The following is an 18660-nucleotide window of genomic DNA, read 5'->3' as shown; positions in this document are numbered from 1 at the left end:
CGATCCGCAGGGGCGGTAGCTCTACCCCGTTCTCATCCACCTTGGACCGCCGTCAGTACCTCGATATTCCAGCCGCGCCCGACCGGTTCGTCCCAGCGCGATTTCGGGAAGACCGCGCCGTCGATCGCGACGGCGATGCCCTGGTCGGGCAGGCCGAGCCGGGTCAACAGCTCACGGACACTCAGCGATTCGGCGAACTCGTGATCCTCACCGTTCACGGTGACGCCGATCGGGATTGATGTCGCGGTCATCGAACTCCTCCTACCGGCGACGCGGCTGGTCGCGTCGCCGTCGTGAAACGTTGTGGGTCGGCTGCCAGCGCCTCGGCCACCGGTTCGCCCGCGAGCCAGCCGAGGGTGGCGTCCACGGTGAGCGGGACCGCGAGCATGCCGTTGCGGCCGTTGCCGGTCGCGGCGACGATCCGATCGGTGAGCCTGCCGATGAGCGGAAGATTGTCCGGGGTGCATGGGCGTAGGCCAGCGATGGCTTCGGCCAGTTCGTATTCGCCGATTCCCGGCACGACCGCCTCGGCGTCCGCGATGAGATCGCGCACCCCCGCCACGGTGACCGCGGTGTCGAAACCCGCTTCGTACTGTGTGGCGCCGACGACGATGCCGTCGTGGCGCGGGATCAGGTACACCGGTCGGCCGTGCACCCTCGCCCGGATCACCCGGCGCGGCGCGGGGGCCGCGCCCGGCCGATGACGCAGGCGCAGGATCTCGCCCTTGACCGGGCGAACCGGCAGTTCCTGGCGTAACAGCACCGAGGCCGCGCCCGCGGCGAGCACGATCTGATCGAAGGGCAAGGCATCGAGATCGTCGACCTTCTCGGCACGCGTCTCGACCCCGGCGTCCACGCACGCGCGGCGCAGACCGTCGAGCAGTCGCCGGTTGTCGATGGCGGGTTCGGCGGGGGCGAGCAGCCCGGCGCGCACGGTGCGGGCGAGCGCGGGTTCCGCGGCGCGCACGCCCTGCCGGTCGAGCAGGCGCATATCGTGCCCGCGTTCGCCCACCCATTCGGCGACCGTGCGCAGGTCGGCGGCATCGGCGGTATCCAGCGCGACGGTCAGCGTCTCGTCGGCGACGAACACCGATACCCCGGTCGCGGTCTCGAGCCGGGCGGCGAATTCCGGCCAGCGGGCCAGGGACGCGGCCCCGAAGGCCAGTACCCGATCCTCGCCAGGCCAGCCTTCCGACAGCGGCGCGAGCATGCCACCGGCCACCCAGGAAGCTCCGGAACCGACCGCGGGGTCGAACAGCGTGACCGACCATCCGGACTCGGCGGCTCGCCACGCGATCGCGAGGCCGATGGCGCCACCACCGACGACGGCCAGCGTCCGCATTCGTCTCACCTGCCTTCTGGCCTCCATGTTCGCATCCCCACGGTAGCGCGGCTACGGTCGAGGGCGTGCAACCCTCCCACCCCAGACGACCCATGCCGCCGAGGGAACGTCTTGCCACCGCGCGGCTCTATCTGTGCACGGATGCGCGCAGGGAGCGGGGTGATCTGGCCAAGTTCGCCGACGCGGCGTTCGCGGGCGGCGTCGACATCATCCAGCTGCGGGACAAGGGTTCGCCCGGTGAGGCGAAATTCGGCCCGCTCGAGGCGAAGGCGGAACTCGGCGCGCTGGCCGAGCTGAAATCCGCCGCCCGCAGGCACGGCGGACTGGTCGCGGTGAACGATCGCGCCGATATCGCACTGGCCGCCGTCGCGGATGTGCTGCACCTCGGCCAGGGCGATCTGCCGCCCTATTACGCCCGGCGCGTCGTCGGACCCGATGTGGTGATCGGGCGTTCCACCCACAACAGGGCCCAGGCCGGTCTCGCCGCCATCGACGACCATATCGACTACTTCTGCACCGGACCGGTGTGGGCGACCCCGACCAAGCCCGGTCGCCAGGCGGCCGGGCTCGACCTGGTCCGTTCCACCGCCGACGCGCATCCGACGCGGCCCTGGTTCGCCATCGGCGGGATCGACGCCGAACGGCTGCCCGAGCTATTGGACGCGGGAGCCGACCGGATCGTGGTTGTGCGCGCCATCACCGAGGCGCGCGATCCGGAGGCCGCGGCCCGCGAACTCAAGATCGCGCTGTTGGAGAACGCCTGATCTCCACGGCCTCCGCGTGCGAATCCGGCACGGACCGGATTCGGTCGCGCTCAGGACAGCAACTGTCCGCGCGTCAGGGACAGCACCACGCCGTTCGACGTTTCCGTTTCGATGACGCTCGCCGAGGACGCCGCCGCAGCAACCCCGTCGATGATCCTGACGTCGGCGCCGGGGCCGCTGGGATGCGAGTGCAGCCATACGAAGCCATGATCGGCCAGATCGACGATGCGAGGAAGGGCGTCGGCGAGAGTGCGGGCGTCTTCGTAACCGTCGAGCAGGATCCGGGCGGGCACGGCACGCAGCCCCGGCCACGCGACGGCGAAACCGGGATGCAGGGGGCGGTCGGCGACCTCGTCCTCCGGGACCCAGGCCAGGGCGGTGCTTTCGCGGTTGAGGCTGGTGGACAGGGTTTTCGTGGTATCGGCGACGACGGTGGTGTAGGTCCAGCCGCTCGGCGCGGACGCGGTGACGCGCTCGCCGCGCACCCGGACATCAGCCGGTTCGATCCCGGCCTCCTCCCACGCCTCGCGGACGGCGGCCGTTATCGGCGTCTCGTGGCTGTCAAGGGCTCCGCCTGGCAGCGCCCAGGTGCCGCCCTGATGGCTCCACAGCGCGCGGTGCTGGAGCAATACCGCCGCGCCACCGCCGTCGAGCGGCGCTCGCAGCAACAATCCGGCAGCGCCGTACCGACCCCAGTACCGTTGTCCGTCCGGGTCCTGCGACCATCCGTCACCGTCACCACGCATCGCTACCTATCCTCATCCAGCCGCGGCCGTGGTCGACCCCACTGCGTATCCAGGGGTGTTTCACACGCCACGGCACCGGTAGAACCACAATAAACTGCGACGCAGGCGTCCACATGGGGCGCGGACCCGGAGGTGTACATGGCTCGGACCGAGCAACTGGCGGCCCCGCGGCCACCGTCGGTCGGTGCCGAACCGGCGCGGAAGTATTTCGCGGGCCTGCCCGCCGTGGTGATGCGTGAGTACCTGGATCCGGGCAATCTGCGCTCCTTCGCGCAGTCCTCACCCGGCCGTCTGATTGCTCTGGGATTGCTGCTCATCGGCCTGTGTCTGGCCGCGGGCACCCTCACCGCGGGCACGGTGAGCGATCGCCAGCAGTCGCTGGACGTGCTGCTCGACGACACCGAACCCGAGGCCTATTCCGCCCATCGTCTCTACACCACCCTGTCGATCGCCGATGCCGCCGCGAGTACGGCCTTCATCGCGGGCGGGGTGGAACCGGAGGCGGTGCGCGACCGGTACGCGCAGGCTGTCGGCGAGGCCGCCGCGGAACTGATCACCCGGTCCGGCCATGCCGGCGCGGTCTCCGACACCCCCGAGGACGCTCGCCTGCGGACCGGCATCGCCACCGGGCTGCCGGTCTACACGGGTCTCATCGAGACCGCCCGCACCAACAATCGCATCGGAAATCCGGTCGGCGCAGCATATTTGAGTGAAGCGTCCAATCAGATCCAGACGGCGCTGCTGCCGATGGCCGAGCGACTGCACGACCACCGCTCCGATGCGGTGGACGCGGCCCAACGCGAGCACGTGCGGCCACCGTGGTCCGCGATCATCCTGCTCATCCTCGCGCTCGCCGTATTGGCTTGGGCCCAGGTCGAATTGGCGAAGCGGTGGCGGCGCACCTTCAACGCGGGGCTGCTGCTCGCCTCCGCCGCGATGCTGATCCTGTTGGCGTGGACGGTGATCGCGGGTTCGGTCTCGGCCGCCGCGATGATCCAGGGCCGTGACGATGGCGCGGTGCCGGCATCCCGGCTCGCCGAGAGCCGGATCCTGACCCAGCAGGCGCGTTCGGCCGAGACACTGAAACTGGTGCGCCGCGACGCGACGGGTGACTACGACCGCATCTACGACATCGGGACAACGCGCCTGGAGGAACTGCTCAGCGGCTATCCCGGCGACGCGCCCGCAGCCGACGAAGCCTCGGATGCCCGTGCCGCACTCGACCGCTGGCGCGCCGCCCACGCGCGGATGAACGAAACCCTCGCGCGCGGAGATTTCCAGGGCGCCGCCGCGGTGGCGACCGGGCAGAGCGCCGCCGATTCCGCCGCCCAGGTCGACGCCCTCGACCGTGCGCTCGGCGACGGCCTCGCCGACACCAGGGATACGCTGCGCGGAAATATCTCTCGCGCCTCCGGCGTGCTGAACTTCCTCGCGCCCGGCGCGCAAGTGCTCGGCATCCTCGCCGCGGGCTATGTGCTGCTCGGCCTCTGGCCGCGGCTGCGGGAGTATCGGTGAACCGGGCTCGCGGCCTGCTGGCCGCCGCCCTCGTCGCGACGGCGTTCCTGAGCGGCTGCTCGGGCGACGCGGGGTCGGGCGCCGACCGCCGTCCGGGCGACTACACCGCACCGCCGCTGCCGGCCAAAGCCGTTCCGGTGCTGACGGATATGGCCGTGCCGCCGTCGACCGAGATCTCCTGTGGCGACCCGACCGCCAGTCTGCGGCCCACCGGTTCCGGTTCGGCGGCACGCGGCGCGACCATCGACGGCATTCGCGCACGCGGACGTCTCATCGTCGGATTGGACGCGGGCAGTAACCTTTTCAGCTTCCGCGATCCGCTCAGCGGCGCCATCGTCGGCTTCGACGCCGATATCGCCCGCGAAGTGGCCCGCGATCTGCTCGGGAATCCCGATCTGATCGAGTACCGCAGCCTCGGGTCGGCCGAACGCGAGGACGCGTTGCAGAATCGCACCGTGGACCTGGTCGCCAAGACCATGACCATCACCTGTGAGCGCCGTCAGCGGGTGGACTTCTCCACCGTGTACCTGAAGGCGGGTCAACGGGTACTGGCGATGAAGAATTCCGGAATCGGCGGAATCGGCGATCTCGCGGGTAAACGGGTATGCGTTGTGCGCGGCACCACCTCGCTCGACCGTATCCGCCGCGACCAACCCGCCGCCGCCATCCTCACCGTGCCCACCTGGGCCGACTGCCTGGTGGTGCTGCAACAGCGCCAGGTCGACGCGGTCAGCACCGACGACGCGATCCTGGCCGGCCTGGCCGCCCAGGACCCCTACACCGAATTGGTCGGCGCGAGTATCAGTGCCGAGCCGTACGGCATCGGCATTCCGAAGGGCGCCGACGATCTGGTGCGTTTCGTCAACGGCACACTCGAGCGGATCCGTGCCGACGGCACCTGGGATCGGCTCTACCGGCGATGGCTTTCGGTACTCGGCGAGGTCCCGGGCCCACCCACCCCCGCGTATCAGGACTGAGCGGTGATGAGCGAACAGCGAAACGACACATCCGACAACCAGCCCGAATCCGAATTCGCCGTACCGACCATTCGCTGGTCCGATGTGGTTGCCGGGCACATGGACGCACCACGTGAGCCGGAGTCGACGGCCGGGGAGTCTGCAGACCCCGACGAAGCCACGCATCCGCTCTACCTCGGATTCTGGGCCGAGCCGGGTGAGCAGAACGCCACCGTGGCCGCGCCGCGCGACCCGGGGGAACCGGAGCGGCGTGAAGTATCCGGCGACGTCGAACAGGGCACGGTCGCGGTACCCGATACCGCGGGACCGGGCACCGAGGCCGCGCCCGCCGCCGATTCCGGGGCCGCGCTGCGCACCTCGGGACGCAGCGTCCGCACCGCCCGGTCCCGCCCGGCGGTACGCAGACTCGGCGCGGGACTGGTCTCGATTCCCACCGTCGCACCCGCCGATCCCCTGGCGGCGGTCCTCGCCGATCCGGTGGTCGCCGAAGGTAAGCGCTTCTGTTGGCGCTGCGGCAATCCGGTGGGCCGCACCACCCCGGCGGGTCCGGCGTCCACCGTCGGCGTCTGCGAAACCTGCCATGCCCCTTATGATTTCCGGCCGTCACTGCATCCGGGCACCGTGGTGTCGGGGCAGTACGAGATCCAGGGCTGCATCGCCCACGGTGGGCTCGGCTGGATCTACCTGGCGATCGACCGCAATGTGAGCGACCGCTGGGTGGTGCTCAAGGGCCTGCTGCACGCGGGCGACGCCGAGGCGCAGGCCGTCGCCGTCGCCGAACGGCAATTCCTGGCCGAGGTGACCCATCCCAGCATCGTCAAGATCCACAACTTCGTCGAACACACGGGTCCGGACGGCGATCCCATCGGCTTCATCGTCATGGAGTACGTCGGCGGACGCTCGCTGCGCGCGATCTCCGACACCTATCGCGCACCGGACCGGATGCCGGTCGCCGAGGCCATCGCGTACATGCTGGAAATCCTTCCCGCACTGGAATATCTGCATTCCATCGGCCTGACCTACAACGACCTCAAACCCGATAACGTGATGGTGACCGAGGATCAGGTGAAGTTGATCGACCTCGGCGCCGTTGCGGCCATCGAGGCGTACGGAAATCTGTACGGCACCAGGGGCTTCCAGGCTCCAGAGATTCCGAAGACCGGCCCGACCGTCGCCTCCGACATCTACACCGTCGGAAGAACTCTCGCCGTACTCAGCCTGAATATGCCGATGGAAAAGGGTCGCTACGCCGACTACATCCCCGAACCGGACCAGCAGCCGGCGCTGCTGCGCTACGAGTTCTTCCACCGGCTGTTGCTCACCGCCACCGACCCGGATCCGGCCCGCCGCTTCGGCTCGGCCCGTGCCATGTCCGCGCAGTTGGCCGGTGTGCTGCGCGAAGTCCTCGCGTTGGACACCGGTGCCGAACATCCGCAGCTGTCGACCGTATTCAGTCCGCAGCGCGCCAGTTTCGGCACCGACGAACTGATCAGCCAGACCGATGCCTATGCCGACGGCATCGGACGCAGTGCGCTGCTGCGACCACGCGATATCGTCGCGGCACTGCCGATTCCGCTACTCGACCCCTCCGATCCGTCCGCCCTGCTCCTGGCCGCCGCCGTCCAGCCCGATCCCCGGCAGGCACTCGCCGCGCTGCGCGAGGCCCGCGAGCGCGCCGAGGCCGATCCCGACAATGCCCCGGAGACACTGGATCTGGAGTTGTCGCTGGCCGAGGCCAAGGCACGGCTGGAACTGGGCGAGACCGCCGAGGCCATGTATCTGCTGCGCAGACTCGCCGGAACCGATTGGCGCATCGACTGGTACATCGGTCAGGCCGAACTCCTCGAACAGAATTACGAGCACGCCTTCTCGGCGTTCGACGCGGTACTGCGGGTGTTGCCCGGTGAGATCGCCCCGAAACTGGCGCTCGCCGCCACTGCGGAACTCGTTCTGCAACAGTGGGATTCCGAAGATCCCGAGCAGTGGCGCTGCTACGCCGAGAAGTTCTACGACACCGTGTGGCGCACCGACCGCGCGGTGGTGAGCGCCGCCTTCGGCCTCGCGCGTCAGCTCGCCGGGAACGCGCGGGTGGCCGAGGCGGTCGAGGCACTCGATGAGGTCCCCGCCGCCTCGCGCAGCTACACCACGGCCCGACTGACCGCGGTCTGGTTGATGCTGACCGCGGGCCCGGTCGCCGACCTCGACGAATCCACCCTGCGAATCGCGGCGGCCAGGGTGCAGTCGCTACCCGCAGGGGAGCACCGCGCGATCCAATTGAAGGTGCTGGTGCTGGGCGCGGCGCTGTTCTGGTTGCAGGCGGGCAATTCCCCGAAAACCGAGGAGCCGGGTATCTTCGGCGCCGCTTTCACCGAGCGGGAACTGCGCGAGGGCACCGAGGCGGGGTTACGCGCCCTCGCCCGCGGCGCCCCCGGCCGCGAGCACCGCTACGCGCTGGTGGATCTGGCCAACAGCATTCGGGCCAAGTCCTGGTTCTGAGTCCTCGCGTCCATCAGGCATCGGCCGTGAGGTCCGGGTCGACTCTGCGCAGCGCGGAGGCGAGCCATTCCGTCTCGAGGTGTTCGGCCGGCATCGCTGCGAGACCAGAGGTAGCTTCCTCGACGGCTTCGGTCGGTAGACCCAGCAGTGAGAGGACCACGCCGCGCTGGACTGCTCCGAATCCGGTACTCCGTCCGTCGATGTCGAGTGCGCCGCGCCGCCGGTATCGTTCGGCCGCTGGTCGCCAGTCGGCGGAGTGCGCCGGTGAGCCCGGCGCACATCGCTGTCGAGGACTTCAAGCCGCTGTTCCTGGCGAAGTCCACCCTGGCGAGGAAGGCCGCCGACGCCGCTATCGGTGCGGCGAAACGAGAACTGATCGAGCGTGCCAGGCGGGCCGGGCGGAAGGTGGTTTTGGTTCGGCCCGCTTACATGACGATGACGTGCAGTTCCTGTTTCGTGAGAGCCAAGCGGCTCGACTGCATGAACGTGGTTTCGCGTGTTCTTGCTGTGGTTTCACCGATTCGAGGGACCGCAACGCCGCCAAGACGATCTTGGCTGTGGCAGAACGGGGCCACACCAGTGTCGATGACGTGAGATAAGCGGATTCACCTCCTTCGGGTGTGGGTTCGGTTGCTGTCCGAGCTGGAAATCTCCCCGCCTTCAGGCGGGAGAACCGTTAACCCTGAGGATGACCCAAGAGAACACCTTCTAGTGACGCACGCACGCCCCGGATACGCAATGCTGGTCACCATGATCGAGCTGAATGGCCTGACCAAGCATTACGGGCAGACCGTCGCGGTTCAGGATCTCACCTTCACCGTCCGCCCCGGACAGGTGACGGGCTTCCTCGGACCGAACGGCGCCGGTAAATCGACGACCATGCGGATGATCCTCGGGCTGGACAAGCCGACGGCGGGTTCGGCGCTCATCAACGGCAAGTCCTACCAGCAGTTGGACCACCCGCTCAGCGCGGTCGGCGCGCTGCTCGACGCCAAATGGGTGCATCCGAATCGTTCGGCGCGCGCCCATCTGCAGTGGATGGCCGCGTCCAATGGCATCGCCAAATCCCGCGTCGAGGAAGTGCTGCGTCTTGTCGGCCTTTCGGAGGTGGCGGGCAAGAACGCGGGCGGATTCTCCCTCGGTATGTCGCAGCGGCTCGGATTGGCCGGTGCGCTACTGGGCGATCCGGAGATCCTGCTCTTCGATGAGCCGGTGAACGGGCTCGATCCGGAGGGCATTCTGTGGATCCGCCGGTTCATGCAGCGGCTGGCCGCCGAGGGGCGCACGGTCCTGGTCTCCAGTCATCTGCTGTCGGAGATGGCCCAGACCGCTGAACATCTGATCGTCATCGGGCGCGGACAGTTGATCGCCGATACGCCGACCAAGGAATTCATCGAGCGCTCCTCCGAGATGGCGGTGCGGGTGCGCAGTCCGCAACTCGACCAGTTGCGCAGCCTGCTGACCTCGAACGGGATGACCGTGAAGGAGGGCGGCGATGGGCAGGACGGTCCGGCGCTGATCGTGACGAATGTCAGCAGCGACGCGGTGGGCAAATTGGCGGGCGCGAACGACATCACCCTGTTCGAGCTTTCCCCGCAGCGCGCTTCGCTCGAGGAGGCGTTCATGCGGATGACGGGCGGCGCGGTGCAGTACCACGCCGAGGGCTTCGATCAGGTGATGGGAGGTGCGCTCTGATGGGCGTATTGGCGGCGGAACGTATCAAACTCACCTCGACCAGGTCGCCCTGGTGGTGCACGGCGCTGATGGTCGCGACGACCCTCGGTATCGCGGTGCTGTTCAGCCTGGTGATCAAGGTGAGCGTGAACCAGTTCAACACCGATGTCGCCGAGGGTAAGCAGACCATCACCGACAATCCTTATCCGGATAATTCGATCGCCGGACTGGGTATCACCGGTATCGCCGATGGATTCCCCGGCTTCGGATACATCCTGGTGATGATTCTCGCGGCACTGGCGGTGACCAGCGAGTACCGATTCGGCACCATCAAGGCCACCTTCCTCGCGCTGCCCAACCGGACATCGGTGCTGGTCGCCAAGGCGGGGTTGATCGGCATGGCCGCGGCGCTGCTCTCGGCGCTGCTCACCTTTGTCAGCTTCCTCATCTTCCGGGCACTGATCGGCAGCGACGCGGGCCGCTTCCTGAGCCTGTCCGACGGTGACAACAAGGTGTTCTACGCGGTGCCGATCTTCGTGGCGCTCGTGGTGTTCCTCGCGGTCGGTGTCGGCGCGCTGGTGCGGCAGTCCGCGGGCGCGCTCTCGCTGCTGATCGTGTGGCCGGTTTTGGTGGAGCCGATCGTCGGCGCGTTCGGCGAGACGGGCCGGAATATCAAGGTATTCCTGCCTTTCCAGAATGCTGGGTACTTCCTCGGCACCTCCGATACCGGCCTGCCGTGGCACTGGGGGCCGTGGGGCGGGCTGCTCTACTTCGCGGCCGTCGTCGCCCTCGTCTTCGGCGGCGCGCTGTTCATGGTGAATCAGCGCGACGCCTGACCCATCGAGGACTACCCGAGTCGCACTCCCTCGCCACTCGGGTGTCGGAATCCGTGAACCTTGTCGGGAGGTCAGCGGGCTCCGGGTGCGCCGCCTGCCACTGCCCGGTGGACGATGCGCCGACCGGTCCGGTGCGAACTCTCCTTCGCGCCGGATCGGTGCTTTTTCGCCGCCCCGGGTGTGAGGTTCATTAATTCCATAATAACTGTGACGCGCGGTACTATTAAGTGGATCGGATCCCCCGTGCCATCGTGTCAGCAACCATCACGTTATCCATCGGCGGATCCGGTGACGTGCTCGCTCCGTTCGATTGAGAGGTGTGCGGTGGCGATGATCGGTGACCGGCCGAGCGACGGGCAGCTGAGCTACGCTCGCTCCGTGAGCGAAACACCTTCCGGTGCTGCCGAGTCCGTGCCGGAGACGGGGGAGGGCGGCGTCACGCCCGAGGTCGTGATTCCGCTGACGCCCGCCGACGAGGTGCGGAATTCGCGCCGTTCGACCCGGGGTTTGCGGCGCGGGCAGTTTTCCACGCTGATGAACGCGGCCAATCAACGACAGGATCTGATCGGCGCGTTGCGCAAGGCGCGCGAACAGCTGCCGGGCGACCCCGCTTTCGGTGACCCCCTGTCGGTTTCGGGTCCTGGCGGGGCTCGCGCGGTGGCCCGCGCGGCGGACAAGATCGTCGGGGATACCCCGAGCGCGGCACGGGAGATCGGCTTCGGCGCCTTGCAGATCTGGCAGGCGATGCTGGAGAAGGTCGGGCGAGGAAAAGGTAGCGAAGAAATAACTGTCATGTTCACCGACCTGGTCGCGTTCTCCTCGTGGTCACTCTCGGCCGGTGACGAGGCGACGCTGAACCTGCTGCGCGGGGTCGCCAAGGCCATCGAACCGCCGATCGCGGAGCGTGGCGGTCACGTCGTCAAGCGGATGGGTGACGGCGTGATGGCGGTGTTCACCTCGCCCGATCGCGCGGTCGCCGCCGCGATCCAGGCCAAGCGCAATCTGGAGAAGGTCGAGGTGGACGGTTACCGCCCGCGGATGCGGATCGGCCTGCACACTGGTTCGCCGCGCGAGATCGGCGGCGACTGGCTGGGGGTCGATGTCACCATCGCCGCACGGGTGATGGAGGCGGGCGGCAACGGCAACACCATGATCTCCGCGGCCACCCTGGAAGCGCTGCGGCCGGAAACGCTGGCGCAGTTGGGTGTGCGAGTCAAACCCTATCGCCGCAGCTTCTTCGCGGCCCCGATGAGCGGAGTGCCGGAGGATCTGCGGATATTCCGCCTGTCGGGCAGTTGAGACCGGTCGCGTAACCGTGACCGGGCGCGGCCGCTCCGCGAACTAGAGCCACCAGGCGATCGCGCCGCCCGCCGCCAGTACTCCGCAGACGGCCAGGCCGATGGCCAGTGGTCGCGCGGTCTTCCACAGCGAGTACGCGCCGCCGAGCAGGAAGCCGGACAGTGCGAGCAGGATGATCACGGTGACGTCGCCCGACATGTCGCCCATCTTGCCCGCGTCGTCTCATCGGCTCTCGACCACCCCGAAAAAATACCTCTGACCTGCACGGTCGATTAACAAGCACGCAAGCTTGATTTTTTCTGGATCAGATGTGATGCTGGTTCCCGGAACGCGAACACCTCCGGCGCGGCAATGCGGCCGCGCGCGGACGGTTCGCCGCAGAGGGAGGCCCTCCAGCTCATGAGTATGCTGGCCGCCGATCCGGAAGTGATCCGAATCGGCAACTGTTCCGGGTTCTACGGTGATCGACTCGGGGCCATGCGGGAGATGCTCGAAGGCGGGCAGCTCGACGTGCTCACGGGCGACTACCTCGCCGAACTGACCATGTTGATCCTCGGTCGGGACCGGATGAAGGATCCGAGCCTCGGCTACGCCAAGACCTTCGTCACCCAGATCAAGGATTGCCTCGGTCTCGCGCTGGAACGCGGGGTGCGCATTGTCACCAACGCGGGCGGGCTGAATCCGGCGGGACTGGCGGAGAAGTTGCGCACCGTGGTCGCCGATCTCGGTCTCGACGCGAAGATCGCCTACGTCGAGGGTGACGATCTGCTCGGGCGCGCCGGCGAACTCGGACTCGGCGCGCCGCTCACCGCGAACGCCTACCTCGGCGCCTGGGGCATCGTGGAATGCCTCGACGCGGGCGCGGATATCGTCGTCACCGGCCGGATCACCGACGCCTCGGTCGTCGTCGGGCCCGCCGCCGCGCATTTCGGCTGGGGCCGAACCGATTTCGACGCGCTGGCGGGCGCGGTGGTGGCGGGACACGTCATCGAATGCGGTACGCAGGCCACCGGCGGCAACTACGCGTTCTTCACCGAATTGGCCGATCTGGGTCGCCCCGGCTTTCCGATCGCCGAGATCCGCAGGGACGGCAGCAGTGTCGTTACCAAACACGAGGGCACCGGCGGCGCGGTCACCGTGGACACCGTCGAAGCCCAGTTGATGTACGAGATCCAGGGCGCGCGCTATGCGGGACCGGATGTCACCGCGCGGCTCGACACCGTCGAACTCGCCCAGCAGGGACCGGACCGGGTACTGATCAGCGGTGTCACGGGCGAGGCTCCGCCGCCGCGATTGAAGGTATCGCTCAATACCATCGGCGGATTCCGCAACGAGATGGAATTCATCCTGACCGGTCTCGATATCGAGGCGAAAGCCGCGCTCGCGCAACGGCAACTGGAGTCCTGGCTGGCCGAGCGTCCCGCCGAACTGGAGTGGACCCTTGCCCGGCTGGATCGGCCGGACGCCGAGACCGAGGAACAGGCGAGCGCGCTGTTGCGCTGTGTGGTGCGCGACCCGGATCCGAACAAGGTCGGCCGCGCGTTCTCCGGTGTCGCTGTGGAACTCGCGCTGGCCAGTTACCCCGGCTGTAGTTTCACGACCGTCCCCGGCAACGGCTCGCCGTATGGCGTGTACAGCCCCGGCTATGTCGATGCCGTCGAGGTACCGCATATCGCGGTACTGCCCGACGGCGCCCGCGTCGCGATCGCGCCATCGGAGCGGACCCGCGTGCTGGAAGACCTCGCGGCTCCCGCGTTACCGGAACCTCTGCCCGCCGGGGAGTTCCGTCGCGTACCGCTCGGCACGATCGCGCTGGCCCGCAGCGGGGACAAGGGCGGCGACGCGAATATCGGCGTCTGGGTGCGCACCGACGAGCAATGGCGCTGGCTGGCGCACACGTTGACCGTCGACCGTCTGAGAGAACTTCTGCCCGAGACGCGCTCGCTGACCGTCAGCAGGCATCTGCTGCCGAATCTGCGCGCCGTCAATTTCATCGTTTCCGGTCTGCTCGGCAAGGGCGTGGCCTATCAGGCCCGTTTCGACCCGCAGGCGAAGGGGCTCGGCGAATGGCTGCGCTCTCGACATATCGACCTACCTTTGGAGTTGCTGGCATGAACGCGATCACGCGAGAAGATTCGACACAGGCCCTGCCCGTGGCGAACCCGTGGGACACCCCCGAGCGGCGCGAATTGCGTGCCACGGTGCGAGGTTTCGTGCAACGGGAGGTGCTGCCGTACCTCGACGAGTGGGAGCGTGTCGGTGAGATCCCCCGCGAACTGCACAAGAAGGCGGGTGCGCTCGGTCTGCTCGGCGTCCAGTTCCCCGAGTCGGTGGGCGGCTCCGGCGGCGACGCCATCGACGGCTTGGTGGTCTGCGAGGAGATGCACCAGGCGGGCGGCTCGGGTGGACTTTTCGCCTCGCTGTTCACCTGCGGTATCGCGGTCCCGCACATCATCGCCTCCGGTAACGAGGATCTGATCGAGCGCTTCGCCCGGCCCACCCTGGCCGGGGAGAAGATCGGCTCGCTGGCCATCACCGAACCCGGTGGCGGCTCCGATGTGGGGCATCTGACCACCACGGCGCGCCGCGACGGTGACCACTACATCGTCAACGGCGCGAAGACCTACATCACCTCCGGCTGCCGCGCCGATTTCGTCGTCACCGCGGTGCGCACCGGCGGGCCCGGTTCCGGCGGCGTCTCCCTGCTCGTGGTGGAGAAGGACACGCCCGGTTTCACGGTCAGTCGCAAACTGGACAAAATGGGCTGGCGCGCCTCCGATACCGCCGAACTGTCGTACGTGGACGTGCGGGTTCCGGTCGAGAACCTGGTCGGCGCGGAGAACACCGGGTTCTTCCAGATCGCGGGCGCGTTCGTCAGCGAGCGCGTCGGACTCGCCGTGCAGGCGTATTCGCAGGCGCAGCGCTGCCTCGACCTGACCCTGGAGTGGGTGCGCACTCGCGAGACCTTCGGCCGCCCGCTCATCAGCAGGCAGGCCGTGCAGAACACGGTCACCGACATGGCGCGGCGTATCGACGTGGCCCGCGTCTACACCCGCGACGTGGCCCGGCGCAGCGCGAACGGCGAGACAGATCTGATCGCCGAGGTGTGCTTCGCCAAGAACACCGCCGTGGAGGCGGGGGAATGGGTCGCCAACCAGGCCGTTCAACTCTTCGGCGGACTCGGCTATATGAGCGAATCCGAGGTGGAGCGGCAGTACCGTGATATGCGCATCCTCGGAATCGGCGGCGGCACCACCGAGATCCTCACCGGATTGGCGGCAAAGCGATTGGGATACCACGCATGACAGCGCCTCGGGGCGGTGGCCGGGTGACGGGCGGGCCGACATCGCGCAGCGCCATCGACAGCGCCTCGCCGGAATACGCCGCCGCCGCCGCGGCGATGACGACCAAACTCGCCGAAATCGAGGCGGAATTCGCCAAGGCGATCGATGGTGGCGGTCCGGACAAACTCGCCAGGCATCGCAAGCGCGGAAAACTCACCGCCCGTGAGCGCATCGAATTACTCATCGACGAGGATTCGCCGTTTCTCGAGCTGTGTCCGCTCGCGGCCTGGGGCAGTGAATTCCATGTCGGCGCGAGCGTCGTCGCGGGTATCGGCATCGTCGAGGGCGTCGAATGCGTCATCGTCGCGCCCGATCCGACGGTGCGCGGTGGCACGTCCAATCCGTGGACGCTGCGAAAGAATTTGCGCGTCCACGATATCGCGCGGGAGAACCGGCTTCCGGTCATCGGACTCGTCGAATCCGGCGGCGCGGATCTGCCCACCCAGAAAGAGGTTTTCGTCCCCGGTGGGCGGATGTTCCGCGACCTGACCCGGCTCTCGGCGGCGGGTATCCCGACGATCGCGCTGGTCTTCGGAAATTCCACCGCGGGTGGCGCCTACATCCCCGGCATGTCCGATTACACGGTGATGATCAAGGAGCGGTCCAAGGTCTTCCTCGGCGGCCCGCCGCTGGTGAAGATGGCCACCGGCGAGGAATCCGACGACGAATCTCTCGGCGGCGCCGAAATGCACGCGCGCGTCTCGGGATTGGCCGACTATCTGGCAGCCGACGAGCAGGACGCGATTCGCATCGGCCGCTCCATCGTCAAACGTCTCAACTGGACCAAGAAGGGGCCACACCCGCGCCCCGACGTGCTCGAGCCGCTGTTCGACCAGGAAGAACTGCTCGGAATCGTGCCATCGGATCTGAAGATTCCCTTCGATCCGCGCGAGGTGATCGCCCGCGTGGTCGACGGCTCGGATTTCGACGAGTTCAAACCACTCTATGGCAGCAGTCTCGTCACCGGATGGGCCGAATTGCACGGCTATCCGGTGGGCATCCTGGCCAATGCCCGCGGTGTGCTGTTCTCCGAGGAGGCGCAGAAGGCGGCCCAATTCATCCAGCTGGCAAACCAGAAGGACACGCCACTGCTGTTCCTGCACAACACCACCGGCTACATGGTCGGCAAGGAGTTCGAGCAGAAGGGCATCATCAAACACGGCGCGTTGATGATCAACGCGGTCTCCAATTCCACGGTGCCGCATATCTCCTTGCTGATGGGCGCGTCTTACGGCGCGGGGCATTACGGCATGTGCGGGCGCGCCTACGATCCGCGTTTCGTCTTCGCCTGGCCGAGTGCGAAATCCGCCGTCATGGGCGGTTCGCAGCTCGCCGGTGTCATCTCGATCGTCGGCAGGGCGGCGACGGAGGCGAGGGGTATGCCCTTCGACGAGGAGGCAGACGCCGGAATGCGCGCCATGATCGAGGCCCAGATCGAGGCGGAGTCACTGCCGATGTTCATGTCGGGACGGCTCTACGACGACGGTGTGATCGATCCGCGCGACACCCGAACGGTATTGGGTATGGCGCTGTCGGCCATTCACAATGCCCCGATCGAGGGCGCCGACGGCTTCGGCGTCTTCCGGATGTGAGGCCGACAATGACTGCTGCGCACAGGGCGACGGGCGCGATCACCTCCGTGCTGGTCGCCAATCGCGGGGAGATCGCGCGCCGGGTTTTCGCCACCTGCCGTCGCATGGGTCTCGGCGCGGTCGCGGTGTACTCCGACGCCGATGCCGACGCGCCCCACGTCGCCGAGGCCGACGCGGCGGTGCGACTGCCGGGCAATACGCCGGGTGAGACCTATCTGCGCGGTGACCTGATCATCGAGGCGGCACTCGCCGCGGGCGCCGACGCCGTCCATCCCGGTTATGGATTCCTCTCGGAGAACGCCGATTTCGCCAGGGCCGTGCTCGCGGCGGGTTTGACGTGGATCGGTCCGCCGGTCGAGGCCATCGAGCAAATGGGCTCGAAGGTCGCGTCCAAGAAGATGATGGACGCGGCCGGTGTTCCTGTGCTGGCCGAACTGGATCCGGCCGAGGTCCGCGAGGAACACCTGCCGGTTCTCATCAAAGCCTCCGCGGGCGGCGGCGGGCGCGGGATGCGCGTCGTGCGCGTCCTGGCCGAACTGGAACCGCAGATCGCCGCCGCGCGCCGCGAGGCGGAGTCGGCGTTCGGCGACCCCACGGTGTTCTGCGAGCGGTACCTGGAAACCGGCAGGCATATCGAAGTGCAGGTCATGGCCGATACGCACGGTGTCATCTTGGCGGTCGGCGAACGGGAATGCTCCATTCAGCGTCGTCATCAGAAGGTCATCGAGGAAGCGCCGTCGCCGCTGGTCGAACGGACCGCAGGGATGCGGGATCGGCTGTTCGAAGCGGCTCGACTGGCCACGGCGGCCATCGGCTACACCGGTGCGGGCACCGTGGAATTCCTGGCCGACGAGGCGGGGGACTTCTTCTTCCTCGAGATGAATACCCGCCTGCAGGTGGAACATCCGGTCACCGAATGCACCACGGGCGTCGATCTGGTGCGGTGGCAACTCGAGGTGGCCGACGGCGCGGCACTGCCCGCCGAACCCCCCGCCACGCGCGGACATTCGATCGAGGTCAGGCTCTACGCCGAAGATCCCGCCGCGCAGTGGCAGCCGCAGAGCGGCACCGTGCATCGCATCGACATCCCGCAGGTCGCGGCCGAATTCGATCTGCTACAACGGCCGGGTGTACGGCTGGACAGCGGTGTGGCGCATGGCTGCGTGGTCGGCGTGCACTACGACCCGATGCTCGCCAAGGTCATCTCCTACGGTGAAACCCGTTCCGAGGCAGCGCGATTGCTCGCCGCGGCCTTGTGCCGCGCGCGCATCCACGGTCTGGTGACCAACCGCGATCTGCTGGTCCGGGTCTTGCGGCATCCGGCGTTTCTCGCCGGGGACACCGATACCGCCTTCTTCGCCACCCACGGATTGGACGCGCTCGCGACGTCGCTGGTGTCGGAAACCGACGAGGCGCTCTCCGTCGTGGCGGCAGCCCTCGCCGACGCCGCGGCCAATCGCGGCGCGGCGGGGGTCGGCGGGGGCCTGCCGAGCGGCTGGCGCAATCTGGCGTCACAGTCGCAGCGCAAGTCCTACGAGAGCCGCACCGGCGGAATCCACGAGGTGGGCTACCGATTCGGTCGCGGCGGCACGGTCACGGTGGACGGGCACGACGGTCTCGCGCTGATCGAGGCGACGCCGGATCGGGTGGTTCTCGCGGTGCCGGGCGAACGCGGCCCGGTCCGTCGGCAATTCGAGATCGCTCGCTACGGCGATCTGGTCTGCGTCGATTCCGCGCTCGGACCGGTATCGGTGCGCAGGCTGCCGCGATTCAGCGATCCGGCGGACCAGGTGGCGACGGGTTCGCTGCTCGCCCCGATGCCGGGCAGCGTCATCAGGATCGGGGCGGAGGTCGGCAGCACGGTCACTCAGGGCCAGCCGATCCTGTGGCTGGAGGCGATGAAGATGGAACACACCATCGCCGCGCCCGCCGCGGGCGTAGTGAGCGCCCTCAATGTCGTCGTCGGCCAGCAGGTCGACATCGGGGCCGTGCTCGCGGTCGTCGACCCCGAAGAGGCGGCTGCCGAGGCAGCCGCGAATGCCGAACCGAATACAGCAATTCAGGAGAACTGAGCA

The 18660-nt window shown here is 67.8% G+C and carries 16 protein-coding genes; 12 read left to right on the top strand and 4 right to left on the bottom strand.

Going from position 1 to position 18660, the window contains the following annotated elements; translation table 11 throughout:
- Positions 1-32 precede the first annotated feature (32 nt).
- Together thiS and thiO are read right to left on the bottom strand one after the other, a co-directional pair.
- Positions 33-251, bottom strand: coding sequence for a sulfur carrier protein ThiS (gene thiS / locus ABZS43_RS19020; protein WP_355037225.1), 219 nt, complete (start codon positions 249-251; stop codon positions 33-35).
- A complete protein-coding gene (gene thiO / locus ABZS43_RS19015) occupies positions 248-1342 on the bottom strand; it encodes a glycine oxidase ThiO (protein ID WP_355037224.1) in 1095 nt (364 codons plus the stop codon). Before thiO ends, thiS begins: the two co-directional genes overlap by 4 nt.
- A 65-nt stretch (positions 1343-1407) precedes the next feature.
- Here thiO and thiE point away from each other — a divergent pair, with 65 nt between their 5' ends.
- Positions 1408-2106: a thiamine phosphate synthase gene (gene thiE / locus ABZS43_RS19010; protein ID WP_355037223.1), complete on the top strand. Its 699-nt coding sequence runs from the start codon at positions 1408-1410 to the stop codon at positions 2104-2106.
- Between the two features lie 50 nt (positions 2107-2156).
- Here thiE and ABZS43_RS19005 read toward each other — a convergent pair whose 3' ends face one another.
- A complete protein-coding gene (locus tag ABZS43_RS19005; protein ID WP_355037222.1) occupies positions 2157-2852 on the bottom strand; it encodes an NUDIX hydrolase in 696 nt (231 codons plus the stop codon).
- Between the two features lie 138 nt (positions 2853-2990).
- Between ABZS43_RS19005 and ABZS43_RS19000 the strand changes: the two genes are divergently transcribed.
- The 7 genes from ABZS43_RS19000 to ABZS43_RS18970 all read left to right on the top strand — a co-directional run bounded on the left by ABZS43_RS19000 (position 2991) and on the right by ABZS43_RS18970 (position 11649).
- Complete coding sequence (locus ABZS43_RS19000; RefSeq protein ID WP_355037221.1) at positions 2991-4367, top strand: hypothetical protein; 1377 nt, start codon at positions 2991-2993, stop codon at positions 4365-4367.
- 47 nt (positions 4368-4414) lie between these two features.
- A complete protein-coding gene (locus ABZS43_RS18995; protein ID WP_355037275.1) occupies positions 4415-5344 on the top strand; it encodes a glutamate ABC transporter substrate-binding protein in 930 nt (309 codons plus the stop codon).
- 6 nt (positions 5345-5350) lie between these two features.
- A complete protein-coding gene (locus ABZS43_RS18990; protein ID WP_355037220.1) occupies positions 5351-7840 on the top strand; it encodes a tetratricopeptide repeat protein in 2490 nt (829 codons plus the stop codon).
- Positions 7841-8104: 264 nt separating this feature from the next.
- On the top strand, positions 8105-8434 hold the full coding sequence (locus tag ABZS43_RS18985; RefSeq protein ID WP_355037219.1) for a hypothetical protein: 330 nt from the start codon (positions 8105-8107) through the stop codon (positions 8432-8434).
- A gap of 156 nt (positions 8435-8590) precedes the next feature.
- Positions 8591-9535, top strand: coding sequence for an ATP-binding cassette domain-containing protein (locus ABZS43_RS18980; protein WP_355037218.1), 945 nt, complete (start codon positions 8591-8593; stop codon positions 9533-9535).
- On the top strand, positions 9535-10350 hold the full coding sequence (locus tag ABZS43_RS18975; RefSeq protein ID WP_355037217.1) for an ABC transporter permease: 816 nt from the start codon (positions 9535-9537) through the stop codon (positions 10348-10350). The genes ABZS43_RS18980 and ABZS43_RS18975 overlap by 1 nt, the downstream gene beginning before the upstream one ends.
- Before the next feature lie 534 nt (positions 10351-10884).
- Positions 10885-11649 carry an adenylate/guanylate cyclase domain-containing protein gene (locus tag ABZS43_RS18970; protein ID WP_355037274.1) on the top strand — a complete coding sequence of 255 codons (765 nt, stop codon included), beginning with the start codon at positions 10885-10887 and terminating at the stop codon, positions 11647-11649.
- 42 nt (positions 11650-11691) lie between these two features.
- On the opposite strand, the gene ABZS43_RS18965 is transcribed toward ABZS43_RS18970, so the two are convergent.
- Complete coding sequence (locus ABZS43_RS18965; protein ID WP_355037216.1) at positions 11692-11856, bottom strand: hypothetical protein; 165 nt, start codon at positions 11854-11856, stop codon at positions 11692-11694.
- Positions 11857-12048: 192 nt separating this feature from the next.
- Here ABZS43_RS18965 and ABZS43_RS18960 point away from each other — a divergent pair, with 192 nt between their 5' ends.
- Genes ABZS43_RS18960 through ABZS43_RS18945 form a run of 4 tightly spaced genes read left to right on the top strand, consistent with a single transcriptional unit; the run spans position 12049 to position 18657 of the window.
- Positions 12049-13764 (top strand): acyclic terpene utilization AtuA family protein, encoded by a 1716-nt coding sequence (locus tag ABZS43_RS18960; RefSeq protein ID WP_355037215.1) that lies wholly within the window; start codon positions 12049-12051, stop codon positions 13762-13764.
- Positions 13761-14954 (top strand): acyl-CoA dehydrogenase family protein, encoded by a 1194-nt coding sequence (locus ABZS43_RS18955; RefSeq protein ID WP_355037214.1) that lies wholly within the window; start codon positions 13761-13763, stop codon positions 14952-14954. Before ABZS43_RS18960 ends, ABZS43_RS18955 begins: the two co-directional genes overlap by 4 nt.
- Entirely contained in the window at positions 14951-16585 is a 1635-nt protein-coding gene (locus ABZS43_RS18950; protein WP_355037213.1) for a carboxyl transferase domain-containing protein, read from the top strand. The genes ABZS43_RS18955 and ABZS43_RS18950 overlap by 4 nt, the downstream gene beginning before the upstream one ends.
- 8 nt (positions 16586-16593) lie before the next feature.
- A complete protein-coding gene (locus tag ABZS43_RS18945) occupies positions 16594-18657 on the top strand; it encodes a biotin carboxylase N-terminal domain-containing protein (RefSeq protein ID WP_355037212.1) in 2064 nt (687 codons plus the stop codon).
- Positions 18658-18660 lie beyond the last annotated feature (3 nt).

Origin of the sequence: Nocardia sp. NPDC005366, from assembly GCF_040606855.1 — a bacterium.
Lineage (GTDB): Bacteria > Actinomycetota > Actinomycetes > Mycobacteriales > Mycobacteriaceae > Nocardia.
The sequence above is the reverse complement of the archived record's forward strand: the minus strand, read 5'-3'. Positions and strand labels throughout refer to the sequence as shown.

Excerpts from the sequence above, each read along its gene's own strand:
- thiS (WP_355037225.1), bottom strand. The coding sequence starts at position 251 with ATGACCGCGACATCAATCCCGATCGGCGTCACCGTGAACGGTGAGGAT.
- thiO (WP_355037224.1), bottom strand. The coding sequence starts at position 1,342 with ATGCGGACGCTGGCCGTCGTCGGTGGTGGCGCCATCGGCCTCGCGATC.
- ABZS43_RS19005 (WP_355037222.1), bottom strand. The coding sequence starts at position 2,852 with ATGCGTGGTGACGGTGACGGATGGTCGCAGGACCCGGACGGACAACGG.
- ABZS43_RS19000 (WP_355037221.1), top strand. The coding sequence starts at position 2,991 with ATGGCTCGGACCGAGCAACTGGCGGCCCCGCGGCCACCGTCGGTCGGT.
- ABZS43_RS18990 (WP_355037220.1), top strand. The coding sequence starts at position 5,351 with ATGAGCGAACAGCGAAACGACACATCCGACAACCAGCCCGAATCCGAA.
- ABZS43_RS18980 (WP_355037218.1), top strand. The coding sequence starts at position 8,591 with ATGATCGAGCTGAATGGCCTGACCAAGCATTACGGGCAGACCGTCGCG.
- ABZS43_RS18975 (WP_355037217.1), top strand. The coding sequence starts at position 9,535 with ATGGGCGTATTGGCGGCGGAACGTATCAAACTCACCTCGACCAGGTCG.
- ABZS43_RS18970 (WP_355037274.1), top strand. The coding sequence starts at position 10,885 with ATGAACGCGGCCAATCAACGACAGGATCTGATCGGCGCGTTGCGCAAG.
- ABZS43_RS18965 (WP_355037216.1), bottom strand. The coding sequence starts at position 11,856 with ATGGGCGACATGTCGGGCGACGTCACCGTGATCATCCTGCTCGCACTG.
- ABZS43_RS18960 (WP_355037215.1), top strand. The coding sequence starts at position 12,049 with ATGAGTATGCTGGCCGCCGATCCGGAAGTGATCCGAATCGGCAACTGT.
- ABZS43_RS18955 (WP_355037214.1), top strand. The coding sequence starts at position 13,761 with ATGAACGCGATCACGCGAGAAGATTCGACACAGGCCCTGCCCGTGGCG.
- ABZS43_RS18950 (WP_355037213.1), top strand. The coding sequence starts at position 14,951 with ATGACAGCGCCTCGGGGCGGTGGCCGGGTGACGGGCGGGCCGACATCG.
- ABZS43_RS18945 (WP_355037212.1), top strand. The coding sequence starts at position 16,594 with ATGACTGCTGCGCACAGGGCGACGGGCGCGATCACCTCCGTGCTGGTC.